Origin of the sequence: Rugamonas sp. DEMB1 (assembly GCF_029834475.1) — a bacterium.
In the GTDB taxonomy this organism is placed as follows: domain Bacteria; phylum Pseudomonadota; class Gammaproteobacteria; order Burkholderiales; family Burkholderiaceae_D; genus Rugamonas; species Rugamonas rubra.
The window spans coordinates 6,308,703-6,323,372 of sequence record NZ_CP122407.1; the positions used below are offsets into that span (position 1 = coordinate 6,308,703).

Genomic DNA, 14,670 nt, shown 5'->3' on the forward strand with positions numbered 1-14,670 from the left:
ACAGCAACCGCATCGTGCTGCTGTACCCGCAGACGGCGCCGATCAACCCGCTGGCCAACCCGAACGCCTGCTGGGACTGGTTCAACTACGACGACGCCAAGTACGCCCAGAAGGGCGGGCGGCAGATGGCGGCGATCAAGCTGATGGTCGACCGGCTGACCGGCGCGCCGCCGCCGCCGCCTCCGCCCGACGGCGCCTGCGTGACGGCGAGCAACTACGACCACGTGCGCGCCGGCCGCGCCCACGACAAGTTCTTCACGGCGCTGGCCAACGGCTCGAACCAGAGTATGGGGCTGGACAATATTTACATTCGCACTACACTGAAGCGCACTGGACCGAACTTCTACGTGATCGGCAGCTGCCCCTGAACGTGGCCGGGACTGCCGGCGCGCGGGCGGCGGCCGGTTTTCCCCACCACACGAGAGGAGCGACACATGTATCCGACGCAATGGAGCTGGGCGCCACAAATCCACCTGCCCTGGAGCGGCAGCGTGGCCCAGGAGATCGGCCTGAAATCGTGGTTCGACGCCATCCCCGCCAAGGCCGGCGACGGCGACCTGGAACTGCAGGTGTTCAACCACGCCTCCTACGGCCGCCAGCTCGGCTGGCTGTCCGAGCTGCTGCTCGACCTGGCCCAGCGCCTGCCGGCGCCGGCCACCGAGGACGGCCTGAAGGCGCTGCACGCGCTCAAGGAGACGGCGGTGGCGATCAAGTCGCTCAAGGAGATCAAGAAGAACATGATCAAACTGACCGGCGGCGACGCGCTGCCGGACGGGCCGGCGGTGGCCGAGTACATGCGCCGCCTCAAGGAGAACGACCCGGAAGCCTACGAGCAGTTGTGCCGCGACATGGGCGTCAAGCCGCGCTAGGCGGCGCCGGGGCGCCGGGACGCCGGGACGCCGCCTAGCGCGGCGCTACTCGACCACCGTCGCCGTCAGCTTCGGGTCGGCCGGCGGGAAGGCCAGCTTCATGCCCTCCAGCGTTTCGAGCAGGATCGAGGCCACCACCAGGTCGCGCTGGGTCTTGGAGTTGGCCGGCACCACGTACCAGGGCGCGTGGTCGCAGTCGGTGGCGGCCAGCGCCTGCTCGTAGGCGCGCTGGTAGTCGTCCCACTTCTGCCGCTGCACCACGTCGTTCGGGTCGAACTTCCATTGCTTGTCCGGGTCGGCCAGGCGCTCCTGCAGGCGCTCGCGCTGCTCGTCCTTGGAAATGTGCAGGAACACCTTGACGATGGTGGTGCCCGTCTCGGCGAGCATGCGCTCGAAGTCGCAGATCTGCGCGTAGCGGCGTTTGCACTCCTTGGTGTCGATCATGCCCTGCACCTTGGTGATCAGCACGTCCTCGTAGTGGCTGCGGTTGAAGATCGCCACCTCGCCCTTCACCGGCACCTTCTGGTGCACCCGCCACAGGTAGTCGTGGGCCAGCTCGATGTCGGTCGGCGCCTTGAAGCCGACGGCGCGGATGCCCATCGGGCTGATCTGGCTGAACATGGCGCGCACGGTGCCGTCCTTGCCCGAAGTGTCCATTCCCTGCAACAACAGCAGGACTTTTTGTCGGCGCTGCGCGTACAGCATCACCTGCAACTCGGCGATGCGGGCGATCAGGCCGGCGGTCTTGGCGCGGTCCTGCGCCTTGGCCTCGGCCTTGCCCAGTTTGGCGTCGTCGGCGCGGCTCGACAAACGGAAGTCGCTAGCGTCCTGCTCGCGCAGCTTGACGTCCCTGGCGACTCTAAATTGTTCCCGAACGGTCATGGCAGGCCTTTCCAGTGATATACAAGTAATGAATTCTTTTCCAAAAGCGATAACCTGGACGCGCGGTTTTGCCCGCCGCCATAGGTGTTTTCGCCCTGTGGAGGGCGGGTGATACCGAAATGGATATCACTTCCATCAAAAAAGTTATTAGATTAAGTTTATGAAATACCTATCATCGTCTCTGCAGTCCAATAAAACAATACGGAGACAATAATGACCCGATTCAAATTTCTGCTCGCCGGCGCCCTGCTGGGCGCCGCCACCCTCGCCGCGCCGCTCGCGGCGGCGCAAGCCAAGGGCCCGATCGGCATCTCGATGCCGACCAAGACCTCGTCGCGCTGGATCGCCGACGGCGACAACATGGTCAAGGTGTTCAAGGAACGCGGCTACAAGACCGACCTGCAATACGCCGACGACGACATCCCCAACCAGCTGGCCCAGCTGGAGAACATGATCACCAAGGGCGCCAAGGTGCTGGTGATCGCCGCCATCGACGGCAACACCCTGTCCGGCGTGCTGCAAAAGGCGGCCGACAAGGGCATCAAAGTGATCGCCTACGACCGCCTGATCCGTGGCTCGAAGAACGTCGACTACTACGCCACCTTCGACAACTTCCAAGTCGGCGTGCAGCAGGCCGCCTACATCGAGAAGGCGCTCGACCTGAAACACGCCAAGGGCCCGTTCAACGTCGAACTGTTCGGCGGCTCGGCCGACGACAACAACGCCCACTTCTTCTACAACGGCGCCCTGTCCGTGCTCAAGCCGTATATGGACCAGGGCAAGCTGGTGGTGCGCAGCAAGCAGCTCGGCATGGAGAAGGTCGCCACCCTGCGCTGGGACGGCGCCGTCGCCCAGGCGCGCATGGACAACCTGCTCAGCGCCTACTACGGCAAGGAGCGGGTCGACGCCGTGCTGTCGCCGTACGACGGCCTGAGCATCGGCATCCTGTCCTCGCTGAAGGGGGTGGGCTACGGCACGCCGGCGCTGCCGATGCCGGTGGTCACCGGCCAGGACGCCGAGATCCCCTCGGTCAAGTCGATCCTGCGCGGCGAGCAGCGCGCCACCGTGTTCAAGGACACCCGCGAGCTGGCCAAGGTCACCGTCAACATGGTCGACGCCATCCTCAGCGGCAAGGTGCCCGAGGTGAACGACAGCAAGACCTACAACAACGGCGTCAAGGTGGTGCCGTCCTACCTGCTCAAACCGGTGACGGTCGACAAGTCGAACTGGAAGGAGGTGCTGGTCACCAACAGCGGCTACTACACCGACGCGCAGATCCGCTGACATGGACGCACTGTTGCAAATGCGGGGCATCCGCAAGACCTTCCCCGGCGTGGTCGCCCTCGACCACGTCGACCTGACGGTGCGCGCCGGCGAGATCCACGCCATTGTCGGCGAGAACGGCGCCGGCAAGTCGACCCTGATGAAGGTGCTCAGCGGCGTGTATCCCTACGGCAGCTACAGCGGCGACATCGAGTTCCTCGGCCGCCTGCGCGAGTTCCGCGACATCCGCGACAGCGAGCGCCAGGGCATCATCATCATCCACCAGGAGCTGGCCCTGGTGCCCTTGCTGTCGGTGGCCGAGAACCTGTTCCTGGGCAACGAGCCGACCCGCTTCGGCGTGATCGACCGCGAGCAGATGCGCCGCCGCAGCGGCGAGCTGCTGCGCCGCGTCGGCCTGGCCGTCTCGCCGGAGACGCCGGTCAACCAGCTCGGCGTCGGCCAGCAGCAGCTGGTCGAGATCGCCAAGGCGCTGTGCAAGGAGGTCAAGCTGCTGATCCTCGACGAGCCCACCGCCAGCCTCAACGAGAGCGACAGCGACGCCCTGCTGAACCTGTTGCTGGAGCTGCAGCGCCAGGGCATCGCGGCGATCCTGATCTCGCACAAGCTCAACGAGATCTCGCGCGTCGCCGACGCCATCACCGTGCTGCGCGACGGCAACACCGTGCACAGCTACGACTGCCGCCTCGGCACCATCAGCGAGAGCCGCATCATCGAGCACATGGTCGGCCGGCAGATGGCCGAGCGCTACCCGGCGCGGCCGCGGCAACCGGGCGCCACCGTCTTCGAGGTGCGCGACTGGCAGGTGTTCCACCCCGAGCAGAGCGAACGGGCGGTGGTCAAGCAGGTCAGCCTGCACGCGCGCCGGGGCGAGGTGGTCGGCATCGCCGGCCTGATGGGCGCCGGCCGCACCGAGCTGGCGATGAGCATCTTCGGCCGCTCCTACGGCCGGCGCATCAGCGGCAGCGTGCGCAAGAACGGCGTGGAGATCGACGTCAGCAGCGTCAGCAAGGCGATCGGCCACGGCCTGGCCTATGTGACGGAGGACCGCAAGGCGCTCGGCCTGCTGCTCGAGGAGGATATCCAGAGCAACATCAGCCTGGCCAACCTGGCCGGCGTGGCGGCGCGCCAGGTGATCGACCGCGCCCGCGAGTACAAGGTGGCCGACGGCTACCGCCAGCGCCTGCGCATCCGCTGCTCGGGCGTGCGGCAGAAGACGCTGCACCTGTCCGGCGGCAACCAGCAGAAGGTGGTGCTGGCCAAGTGGCTGTTCTCGGCGCCGGACGTGCTGATCCTCGACGAGCCGAGCCGGGGCATCGACGTCGGCGCCAAGTACGAAATCTACAGCATCATCAACGCCCTGGTGGCCGAGGGCAAAAGCATCATCATGATCTCGTCGGAACTGCCCGAGCTGCTCGGCATGTGCGACCGGATCTATGTGATGAACGAGGGCCGTTTCGCGGCCGAAATGGACGCGGCCGAGGCGACGCAGGAAAAGATCATGCACGCGATCGTCAATCATGGAGAATGAGATGGGTAAGCAACTCGATTTAAAACTGGTCGGCACGCCGCCGGCCGCCGCGCCGGCGGAGGCCGCTGCGCCGGCCGCGACGCCGGCCGCCGAGCCCGGCAACAATTCCGGCCGCGACGCCGGCCCGGCCGGCGGCCACGGCCAGCCGGCCAACGATCCCGACGCGCCGGCGCGGCGCCACCAGGGCTTCCTGAAAAACAATATGCGCGACTACGGCATGCTGCTGTCGCTGGTCGCCATCATGGCCTTCTTCCAGGTGATGACCGACGGCACCCTGCTGCAGCCGCTCAACCTGACCAACCTGGTGCTGCAGAACAGCTACGTGGTCATCATGGCGCTGGGCATGCTGCTGGTCATCGTCGCCGGCCACATCGACCTGTCGGTCGGCTCGGTGGTCGGCTTCGTCGGCGCGCTGGCGGCGGTGCTGATCGTCAAGTTCCAGCTGCACTTCGTCGCCGCCAGCGTGCTCTGCCTCTTGGCCGGCGCCCTGATCGGCGCCGCCCAGGGCTATTTCGTCGCCTTCCTGAAGATCCCCTCCTTCATCGTCACCCTGGCCGGCATGCTGGTGTTCAGAGGCCTGACCCTGGCCGTGCTCGAGGGCCAGTCGCTCGGCCCCTTCCCGGACGGCTTCCAGCTGCTCAGCTCGGGTTTCCTGCCCGACCCCTTCGGCCACGCCGACCTGCGCCTGGGCTCGCTGCTGCTGGGCGTCGCCGGCGCCGCGCTGATGCTCGTGCTGCAACTGCGCGGCCGCGCCGGCCAGCAGCGCCACGGCATGGACACGGAACCCTACGGCTTCTTCCTGGCCAAGCTGGCCGTGTTCGGCGCCGCCCTGGTCTACTTCAGCTACCTGCTGGCCTCGTACAAGGGCATCCCCAACGTGCTGGCGCTGATGGCCCTGTTGATCCTGGCCTACACCTTCGTCAGCCAGCGTACCGTGCCGGGCCGCCGCGTCTACGCCGTCGGCGGCAACGAGAAGGCGGCGCGGCTGTCGGGCATCCGCACCGAGCGGGTCAGCTTCTACACCTTCGTCAACATGGGCGTGCTGGCCGCCGTCGCCGGCCTGGTCTTCGCCGCCCGGCTCAACACGGCCACGCCGAAGGCCGGCGTCGGCTTCGAACTGGACGTGATCGCCGCCTGCTTCATCGGCGGCGCCTCGGCCTCGGGCGGGGTCGGCAAGGTGATGGGCGCGGTGATCGGCGCCTTCATCATGGGGGTGATGAACAACGGCATGTCCATCATGGGCATCGGCATCGACTACCAGCAGGTCATCAAGGGATTGGTGCTGCTGGCGGCCGTCTGCGTCGACGTGTTCAACAAGAACAAATAGGCGCGACGCGACGGCGCCGCTTGGCCCGTCAAACCGCCTCGGAACTTGAGGCGATCGGTACAGGCGTGAGGCGTTTGGCCGGCATAATCGACTCAAAATATGAGTCGATTATGTGCTATATTCGCCTCACCTCCCCCTTCAAGAACAATTGATGGACGCCCCCCACTTCATCTGGCAGGCCACCGGACTGGCCAGCCATGCGCTACGACGGCGCCGTGGTCGGCGCCGAAGTCGCGCTCGCCCGGCGCGCCCAGGGCGTGGTCGAAGGAAAGCTGAGCGCGCTCGGCTTCGATCAGCGCCGCACGCTCGCGGCCGAGGCCTGGAGCCAGGAGGCGGTGGCGACAGCCGCCATCGAGGGCGAGCGTCTGGACTTGTTGGCGGTTCGCTCGTCCGTCGCCCGGCGGCTGGGTGTTGCCGGTCAACCGGGACCGAGTGTCCCGCGACATATCGATGGCCTGCTCGACATCATGGACGACGCCGTCAACCGGGCCGCCGCACCACTCAGCCACGAACGTTTGCACGCCTGGCAGGCCGCGTTGTTTCCAACCGGTTACTCCGGCATGATCAAAATCCGCGTTGGCGCCTATCGCGAGCATGCCGAGCCGATGCAAATCGTCAGCGGCCGCATCGGCCACGAGAAAGTGCACTACGAGGCGCCGCCCTCCTCCATGGTGGCGGCTGAGATGGAGGCCATGCTGGACTGGTTCAACCACGACGGCAATGGCGACAGCCTGGTACGGGCGGCGCTTGCCCATCTCTGGTTTGAGACCGTGCACCCTTTCGAGGACGGCAACGGCCGCGTCGGCCGCGTCATCGTCGATCTGGTGCTGGCGCGGGACAGCGGCGAGACCAGCCGACTGATGCGCATCTCGCAAGGTCTGCTGGCAAAGCGAGATGACTATTACATCGAGCTGGAACGTGCGCAGAGCGGCGGCTTGGATGTGACGGCCTGGGTCGTCTGGTTCGTCGCCCAAGTCCGTGCCGCCTGCGAGCAGGCCGCGCTGATCATCGACGAAGCAATGGCGAAGGGCCGCTTCTGGCGCGCGCACGGCGACAAGGAACTGTCGCCACGCCAACGCAAAGTGCTCAACGTGCTGCTCGATGCCGGCCCCGGCGGCTTTGAAGGCGGCATGAGCACCAAGAAGTATGAAAGCCTCACCGGCACCTCGCGGGCGAGCGCATCGCGCGACCTGAGCGAGCTGGAGGACTGGGGTTTGTTGCTGCGCGCAGGCAACGGCCGTTCGACCAGATACTATCCGAACATTCCGGGCTGGGACCTGCGGGCGGAGGCGGCTGGCACGCCGGCCTAGCCGCCCCTGTGGCGCCTGCTTACGCCGGGGCTTGGGCTGCGTACAGCTTGGCGTCCTTGGCGGCCGCCTTTTGCATCGCCGGGCGCTGGTTGACGCGCTCGATGTAGGCGGTGACCAGCGGCAGTTCCGGCACCATCTTCGAAGGCGACGATCCAGGACAGCGAGCTGGCCCACAGCACGTCGGCGGCGCTGAAGGTGTCGCCCAGCAGATACGGCCCCTTGGCCAGTTGCGCGGTCAACGTGTCGAGCGTGGTCTGGTAGTCGCCATAGGGACAACCGGACTGCGGCGCCGGCTCGCGCTTGAGCGAGAAGTCGCAGACCGCCGGCTCGAAGCAGGAACCGTAGAAGGCCATCCAGCGCAGGTAGGGACCGCGCAGCGGATCGCCAATGGCCGGCGCCAGCTTGGCCTGCGGATACAGGTCGGCCAAATAGATGAAGATGGCGACCTGCTCGGTCACCAGCGCCTCGCCGTGCAGCACGGCCGGCACCTTGCCCATCGGATTGACCGCCAGATACGCGGGCTGGCGCTGCTCGCCCTTCTTCTGGTTCACCAGATGCAGTTCGTATTCGGCGTGCAATTCCTCCAACAAGGCCAGCGTGCCGCTGGAGCGCGAATAGGGGGTGTGGAACAGGGTCAGGGTTGGTGTCATGTTGGTCTCCGTTGCGTTATCAAGACGACCATATTAACTCTTGCTATGATGGCGGTCTTGTAAAAACGCGAAGGCGGCGCAAAAATCCTGCGCCGCGCCCGCCACCACCATGAGCACCTTGCAACCGCTGAGCGACAGGCCGAAGGGCGTGGTCAACCCGGCCGCCGCGCAACAGGCCTTCCGCCTCGAACGCTATTTGCCGGAGGCCGACCTGGCCCCCTTCCTCGACTTCTTCTGGCTGGTCGAATGGCGCCTGCCCGAGGGCGTCACGCATGTGCAGCGCACCCTGCCCCACCCCTGCGTCAACCTGGTGTTCGACCGCGAGCGCACTGCCGTGTTCGGCGTCGTCACCGGCGCCTACGACTACACCTTGCGGGGCAGCGGCAAGGTGCTCGGCCTGCGCTTCCGCGCCGGCGGCTTTCGCGGCTTCCTCGGCGACAAGATGAAGACCTTGACCGACCGCACCATGCCGCTGGCGCCCCTGTTCGGTGGCGACGGCTTGGCCGACGAGCGCGCCGTGCTCGACGCGGTCGACGACGCCGCCATGCTGGCCGCCGCCGGTGCCGTGCTGCGCCGCGCGCTGCCGCCGGCCGACGCCCAGGTCGAGCGCATCGACGCCATCCTGGCCCTGCTGCGCGCACGTCCCGACATCACCCGCGCCGAGCAGCTGGCCGAGCAGGCCGGCCTCGGCCTGCGCAGCCTGCAGCAACTGTTCATGGACTATGTCGGCGTCAGCCCGAAATGGGCGATCCGCCGCAACCGCCTGCAGGACGCCGCCGACCGCCTGGCCAAGGGCGACGAGCCCGACCTGGCTAGGCTGGCCCAGGCGCTGGGCTATTTCGACCAGGCCCACTTCACCTCCGACTTCGAGAAGCTGGTCGGCAAGCCGCCGGCCGACTACCGCCGCAGCTGCCAAGCGGCAAACAATCGTTGACCTGTGCGGGCTGAAATGCCACACTTGCCAATCACATCACACAAAGGAGATCACACTATGCGCCAGCTGGACCTTGCCCCCTTGTCGGCCGCCTGATTTCCTCGTCACCATCCCGGCAGCACTACTCGCCGCCCGCTACACCAGCCTGATGTGTTGACGCGCGAATCATCGCGCCGCCGACTTCCGTTTGCCCCCCGTCCGTCGCCGCCGCGCGACTGACGGTGTTCGCGCGCGCCCACACGGCGCGCCATCGATACCGCAACCAGGAACACACACATCATGACTCACATCGATTTCGCCAGCCTGCGCCTGATCGGACTGAACCACAGCATCGCCAGCCAGCTCCACCTGCTCGACACCCCGCCGGCCGAGGCCAGGCTGCTGCGCGTCAGCGCCGTCCAGCGCGACCGCCTCGGCGTCCACGACGGCCACGGCGAGAGCAGCGCGCGCGTCCCGCCCGGCCTGCTCAAGGAGCTACAACTACACGGCCTGGCGCTGGCCGTCGGCGACTGGGTGCTGGTCGACGGCCGCGCCGACGGCGAACAATGGATCGCCCGCCGGCTCGAACCGCTCAACCACCTCGCCCGCCGCGACAGCGCCGGCCAGCGCCAGGCCATCGCCAGCAATGTCGACACCGCCCTGCTGGTGATGGGCCTGGACCACGACTTCAATCCGCGCCGGCTGGAACGCTACCTGAGCATGGTGCACGCCGCCGGCGTGGCGCCGGTGGTGGTGATGAGCAAGGCCGACATCGTCGTCGACGTGGCGGCGCGCATGCAGCAGCTGCGCCAGCGCCTGCCGGCGGCGCTGCCGCTGCTGGCCCTCAACGGCCTGAGCGGCGACGCCGCCGCCCAGCTGGCGCCATGGCTGGGCGCCGGCCAGACGCTGGTGCTGCTGGGCTCGTCCGGCGCCGGCAAGTCGACGCTGACCAACACCCTGTGCCAGACGACGCAGGCGACCGGCGCCGTGCGCGCCGACGACAGCCACGGCCGCCACACGACCACCGCGCGCTCGCTGCACCGCTGCGCCGGCGGCGCCTGCATCATCGACACGCCGGGCCTGCGCAGCTGGCAGCCGGACGCCGACGAGCAGACGCTGGCGGCAAGCTTCGACGACATCGCCGCGCTGGCGGCGCGCTGCCAGTTCCGCGACTGCCGCCACGACGGCGAACCCGGCTGCGCGGTGCGCGGCGCGGTCGACGCCGACCGCCTGCGCAACTACCACAAGCTGCTGCGCCAGGCCCGCCTGGTCGAGCAGACCCCGCTCGAACGCATCGCCGAGCGGGCCAAGTGGAAGGCGATCACGCGGGCGCCGCGCAAGCGCGCCATGCAGGGGCGCGATTGACACGTAAGGTCCGCGCGGCGGGCCCGGCGGACCAATACCAGCAGGCGTAAAAAAAGGCAGCCTCGGCTGCCTTTCTTCGCATTGCTGCTGTCCTGCTCGATCTTGCTTAGTGCTTCGCGCGCAGCTTGGCGATGGCGGCCAGTTGGCCGATCGCCGCCGCCAGTTCGGCTTGCGCCTTGGCGTAGTCGATGCCCGAGCTGTTGTTGGCCAGGTTCTCTTCCGCGCGTTTTTTCGCGGCGGTCGCCTTGACCTCGTCCAGATCCTTGCCGCGAACCGCGGTGTCGGCCAGCACGGTCACGGAGTGCGGTTGCACTTCCAGCAGGCCGCCGGCGACGAAGACAAACTCTTCTTCCGCTTGACCTGGAATCTGGATGCGCACCGCGCCCGGACGGATGCGGGTGATCAGCGGGGTGTGCTTGGGATAGATCCCCAGCTCGCCCTGCTCGCCCGGCAACGCGACGAATTCGGCTTCGCCGGAGTAGATCAACTCCTCGGCGGAAACCACGTCAACGTGAATAGTATTTGCCATGTGTGTCCTATCGGTTTTGAGCGGCCCCGCCAGCAGGCGGGGCCGCGCCAAACTCAACGATTAGTTGAGTTTTTTGGCTTTTTCGATGGCTTCTTCGATCGTGCCGACCATGTAGAACGCTTGCTCTGGCAGGTGATCGAGTTCGCCGGAAGCGATCATTTTGAAGCCCTTGATCGTGTCTTTCAGCGAAACGTATTTACCTGGCGAACCGGTAAACACTTCAGCGACGTGGAAAGGCTGCGACAGGAAACGCTGCATCTTACGTGCGCGCGCCACCAGCAGTTTGTCTTCCGGTGCCAGCTCGTCCATACCCAGAATGGCGATAATGTCGCGCAGTTCCTTGTAGCGTTGCAGGGTCATCTGCACGGCACGGGCGGTGTCGTAGTGTTCCTGGCCGACGACCAGCGGGTCCAGCTGGCGCGAGGTCGAGTCGAGTGGATCGACCGCAGGGTAGATACCCAGCGAGGCGATGTCACGCGACAGGGCGACGGTCGAATCCAAGTGGCCGAAGGTGGTCGCTGGCGACGGATCGGTGTAATCATCGGCAGGGACGTAGACGGCCTGGATCGAGGTGATCGAACCGGTCTTGGTCGAGGTGATGCGCTCTTGCAGACGGCCCATCTCTTCGGCCAGGGTCGGCTGGTAACCCACGGCGGAAGGCATACGGCCCAGCAGTGCGGATACTTCGGTACCGGCCAGGGTGAAGCGGTAGATGTTGTCGACGAAGAACAGAACGTCCTTGCCTTCGTCACGGAACGATTCCGCGATGGTCAGACCGGTCAGCGCGACGCGCAGACGGTTGCCCGGCGGTTCATTCATCTGGCCGTAGACCATGGCGACTTTGGAGTTCTCTGGGTTTTCCAGATCGACCACTTTGGCGTCGGCCATCTCGTGGTAGAAGTCGTTACCTTCGCGGGTACGCTCACCCACACCGGCGAACACGGAAACACCCGAGTGCGCCTTGGCGATGTTGTTGATCAGTTCCATCATGTTGACGGTCTTGCCGACGCCGGCGCCGCCGAACAGGCCGACTTTACCGCCTTTGGCGAACGGGCAAACCAAGTCGATCACCTTGATGCCGGTTTCCAGCAGCTCTTGCGATGGCGACAGTTCGTCGTAGGCAGGAGGCGCGCGGTGGATCGAGGCGACGTGTTCGTGCGAGACAGGACCGCATTCGTCGATCGGGTTGCCCAGCACGTCCATGATGCGACCCAGGGTCGCTTTACCGACCGGCACCATGATAGGCTTGCCGGTGTTCTGGATCATCATGCCGCGGCGCAGGCCGTCGGACGAGCCCAGGGCAATGGTACGCACCACGCCGTCGCCCAACTGTTGTTGTACTTCCAGGGTCAGCTCGGAGCCGGCCATTTTCAAGGCATCGAATACCTTAGGCATCGCGTTGCGGGGAAACTCAACGTCCACCACAGCGCCGATACACTGAACGATTTTGCCATCAGCCATGTTCGTTCCTTCAAATATAGTTAAATTCGTTTAAACCGCAGCCGCACCGGCGACGATTTCGGAGAGTTCTTTGGTAATCGCAGCTTGGCGGGTCTTGTTGTAGATCAGCTTGAGTTCGCCGATCACACTACCGGCGTTGTCACTTGCTGCCTTCATCGCGACCATGCGCGCCGATTGCTCGGACGCCAGGTTTTCCGCCACAGCCTGGTACACCAGCGCTTCGATATAGCGCTCTAACAGCTCATCGATCACGGAAGCGGCATCCGGCTCGTAGATGTAATCCCAGCTGTGATTACCCTTGTCGGCCTGCTTCTTGGCGGCCGGCAGCGGCAGCAACTGCTCCACCATCGGCTCCTGCTTCATCGTGTTGATGAACTTGGTGTAGCACAGATAGACTGCGTCGATCTCGCCGTTCTGGAACTTCTCGAGCATGACCTTGACCGGTCCGATGAGCTTTTCCAGGTGCGGCGTGTCGCCGATCTGCGTTACATGCGCGACGACGGGAACGCCGACGCGGTTTAAGAATCCCAAACCCTTGTTACCGATGGCAACCGCTTGCACCTTGCTGCCGGCCGCTTCGACTTCGCGCGACTTGGCCGTCACCATCCGCAGCACGTTGGTGTTCAAACCGCCGCACAGACCCTTGTCGGTCGTGACCACGATGAAGCCAACTGCCTTGGCCGCGTTGCTGGCTTCTTCGGCCAGGAACGGGTGGGTGTATTCCGGATTGGCGCTTGCCAGATTGGCGGCGATGTTCCGAATCTTGTCACTGTAGGGACGGGCGGCGCGCATCCGGTCCTGCGCCTTGCGCATTTTGGATGCGGCGACCATTTCCATCGCCTTGGTGATCTTCTTCGTATTCTCTACGCTCTTGATCTTGCCACGTATCTCTTTGCCTACTGCCATGAGTCCTTACTCCTTCTGCGCGTTGTGGCGGTCCGCCGCGTTGCCGCCGGGACCGCCGTGTCGCTTAAAATGCGCCGGATTTCTTGAAGTCAGCAATGGCTGCCGACAGCGCTGCTTCGCCGTCTTTGTCCAGTTGCTTGGTCTCTTCGATCTTGCTCAGCAGCGCAGCTTGCTTGGTTTTCAAGTAAGCGTGCAGGCCGGCCTCGAATGGCAGTACCTTCTTGACCGCGATATCGTCGAGGAAGCCTTTGTTCACTGCGAACAGCGAGGCGGCCATCAGGGAGATCGACAGTGGCGAGTACTGGGCTTGCTTGAGCAGTTCGGTGACGCGGGCGCCACGGTCCAGCTGCTTGCGGGTCGACTCGTCCAGGTCGGAGGCGAACTGCGCGAACGCGGCCAACTCACGGTACTGGGCCAAGTCGGTACGGATACCGCCCGACAGGTTTTTGATGACCTTGGTCTGGGCGGCGCCACCGACGCGCGACACCGAGATACCGGCGTTGATCGCGGGACGGACACCCGAGTTGAACAGCGAGGTTTCCAGGAAGATCTGGCCGTCGGTGATCGAAATCACGTTGGTCGGCACGAAGGCCGAGACGTCGCCAGCCTGGGTTTCGATGATCGGCAGTGCGGTCAGCGAGCCGGTCTTGCCTTTGACTGCGCCACCGGTGAAGGCTTCGACGTAGTCGGCGTTGACGCGGGCTGCGCGTTCCAGCAGACGGCTGTGCAGGTAGAACACGTCGCCTGGGTAAGCTTCGCGGCCTGGTGGGCGGCGCAGCAGCAGGGAAATCTGACGGTAGGCAACGGCTTGCTTGGACAGATCGTCGTAGACGATCAGGGCGTCCTCGCCGCGGTCGCGGAAGTATTCGCCCATGGTGCAACCGGAGTAGGCCGAGATGTACTGCATGGCTGCCGATTCGGCGGCCGATGCGGCGACAACAATGGTGTACTCCATCGCGCCGTGCTGTTCCAGGGAACGCACGATGTTCTTGATGGTCGAGGCTTTCTGACCGATCGCAACGTAGATGCAGGTCATGCCCTGACCTTTTTGGTTGATGATCGCATCAACCGCTACGGCGGACTTACCGGTTTGACGGTCGCCAATGATCAGTTCGCGTTGACCGCGGCCGATTGGCACCATCGCATCGATCGACTTCAGGCCGGTTTGCATCGGCTGCGAGACGGACTCGCGGGCGATCACGCCCGGGGCGATCTTTTCGATCGCCGAGGTCATCTTGGCGTCGATGGCGCCTTTGCCGTCGATCGGCTGGCCCAGCGCGTTGACCACACGGCCACGCAGCTCGGGACCGACCGGCACTTCCAGAATGCGGCCGGTGCACTTGACCGTGTCGCCTTCGGAGATGTGCTCGTAGGCACCCAGGATCACGGAGCCGACCGAGTCGCGCTCCAGGTTCATCGCCAGGCCGAAGGTGTTGCCCGGGAATTCCAGCATCTCGCCTTGCATCACGTCGGACAGACCGTGGATGCGGCAGATACCGTCGGCAACGGAAATAACCGTGCCTTGGTTACGCACTTCAGCGCCGCCGTCAAGACCTTGGATCCGGCTCTTGATCAACTCGCTGATTTCAGATGGGTTGAGTTGCATACTAACTCCTAAAAGTGTTTCTCTCAGCTTGCGCGAGGGG

At 65.2% G+C, this 14,670-nt stretch carries 13 protein-coding genes and 1 pseudogene; 8 read left to right on the forward strand and 6 right to left on the reverse strand.

Annotation, left to right across the window (positions count from 1 at the left end; genetic code table 11):
• The first annotated feature begins 14 nt into the window (after nucleotides 1–14).
• Entirely contained in the window at nucleotides 15–368 is a 354-nt protein-coding gene (locus QC826_RS29090) for a hypothetical protein (RefSeq protein WP_279763521.1), read from the forward strand.
• Between the two features lie 66 nt (nucleotides 369–434).
• Nucleotides 435–869 (forward strand): hypothetical protein, encoded by a 435-nt coding sequence (locus QC826_RS29095; RefSeq protein ID WP_279763522.1) that lies wholly within the window; start codon nucleotides 435–437, stop codon nucleotides 867–869.
• 45 nt (nucleotides 870–914) lie between these two features.
• On the opposite strand, the gene QC826_RS29100 is transcribed toward QC826_RS29095, so the two are convergent.
• Complete coding sequence (locus QC826_RS29100) at nucleotides 915–1,751, reverse strand: PPK2 family polyphosphate kinase (RefSeq protein WP_279763523.1); 837 nt, start codon at nucleotides 1,749–1,751, stop codon at nucleotides 915–917.
• A 213-nt stretch (nucleotides 1,752–1,964) separates the two neighbouring features.
• On the opposite strand from QC826_RS29100, the gene chvE reads away from it, so the two are divergent.
• From chvE to QC826_RS29120, 4 genes are all read left to right on the forward strand, one after another.
• Nucleotides 1,965–3,035 carry a multiple monosaccharide ABC transporter substrate-binding protein gene (gene chvE / locus QC826_RS29105; protein ID WP_279763524.1) on the forward strand — a complete coding sequence of 357 codons (1,071 nt, stop codon included), beginning with the start codon at nucleotides 1,965–1,967 and terminating at the stop codon, nucleotides 3,033–3,035.
• Between the two features lies 1 nt (nucleotide 3,036).
• The gene (gene mmsA, locus QC826_RS29110; protein WP_279763526.1) at nucleotides 3,037–4,563 is read left to right on the forward strand and encodes a multiple monosaccharide ABC transporter ATP-binding protein; all 1,527 of its coding nucleotides are present in this window, start codon (nucleotides 3,037–3,039) and stop codon (nucleotides 4,561–4,563) included.
• A gap of 1 nt (nucleotide 4,564) precedes the next feature.
• On the forward strand, nucleotides 4,565–5,890 hold the full coding sequence (gene mmsB / locus QC826_RS29115; protein WP_279763527.1) for a multiple monosaccharide ABC transporter permease: 1,326 nt from the start codon (nucleotides 4,565–4,567) through the stop codon (nucleotides 5,888–5,890).
• A 197-nt stretch (nucleotides 5,891–6,087) separates the two neighbouring features.
• Nucleotides 6,088–7,200, forward strand: coding sequence for a Fic family protein (locus QC826_RS29120; protein ID WP_279763528.1), 1,113 nt, complete (start codon nucleotides 6,088–6,090; stop codon nucleotides 7,198–7,200).
• A 19-nt stretch (nucleotides 7,201–7,219) separates the two neighbouring features.
• Here the strand turns inward: QC826_RS29120 and QC826_RS29125 are convergent.
• Nucleotides 7,220–7,850 (reverse strand): annotated as a pseudogene (locus QC826_RS29125) (glutathione S-transferase family protein).
• 109 nt (nucleotides 7,851–7,959) lie between these two features.
• On the opposite strand from QC826_RS29125, the gene QC826_RS29130 reads away from it, so the two are divergent.
• Together QC826_RS29130 and rsgA are read left to right on the forward strand one after the other, a co-directional pair.
• The gene (locus tag QC826_RS29130) at nucleotides 7,960–8,784 is read left to right on the forward strand and encodes a helix-turn-helix domain-containing protein (RefSeq protein ID WP_279763529.1); all 825 of its coding nucleotides are present in this window, start codon (nucleotides 7,960–7,962) and stop codon (nucleotides 8,782–8,784) included.
• Nucleotides 8,785–9,063: 279 nt separating this feature from the next.
• On the forward strand, nucleotides 9,064–10,128 hold the full coding sequence (gene rsgA, locus QC826_RS29135) for a ribosome small subunit-dependent GTPase A (protein WP_279763530.1): 1,065 nt from the start codon (nucleotides 9,064–9,066) through the stop codon (nucleotides 10,126–10,128).
• A gap of 106 nt (nucleotides 10,129–10,234) precedes the next feature.
• On the opposite strand, the gene QC826_RS29140 is transcribed toward rsgA, so the two are convergent.
• From QC826_RS29140 to atpA, 4 genes are all read right to left on the reverse strand, one after another.
• The gene (locus tag QC826_RS29140; protein ID WP_279763531.1) at nucleotides 10,235–10,657 is read right to left on the reverse strand and encodes a F0F1 ATP synthase subunit epsilon; all 423 of its coding nucleotides are present in this window, start codon (nucleotides 10,655–10,657) and stop codon (nucleotides 10,235–10,237) included.
• 60 nt (nucleotides 10,658–10,717) lie between these two features.
• Complete coding sequence (atpD, locus tag QC826_RS29145) at nucleotides 10,718–12,118, reverse strand: F0F1 ATP synthase subunit beta (protein ID WP_093385781.1); 1,401 nt, start codon at nucleotides 12,116–12,118, stop codon at nucleotides 10,718–10,720.
• 30 nt (nucleotides 12,119–12,148) lie between these two features.
• The gene (atpG, locus tag QC826_RS29150; RefSeq protein WP_093385783.1) at nucleotides 12,149–13,024 is read right to left on the reverse strand and encodes a F0F1 ATP synthase subunit gamma; all 876 of its coding nucleotides are present in this window, start codon (nucleotides 13,022–13,024) and stop codon (nucleotides 12,149–12,151) included.
• A gap of 64 nt (nucleotides 13,025–13,088) precedes the next feature.
• Nucleotides 13,089–14,630, reverse strand: coding sequence for a F0F1 ATP synthase subunit alpha (gene atpA / locus QC826_RS29155; protein WP_093385786.1), 1,542 nt, complete (start codon nucleotides 14,628–14,630; stop codon nucleotides 13,089–13,091).
• Nucleotides 14,631–14,670: the final 40 nt, after the last annotated feature.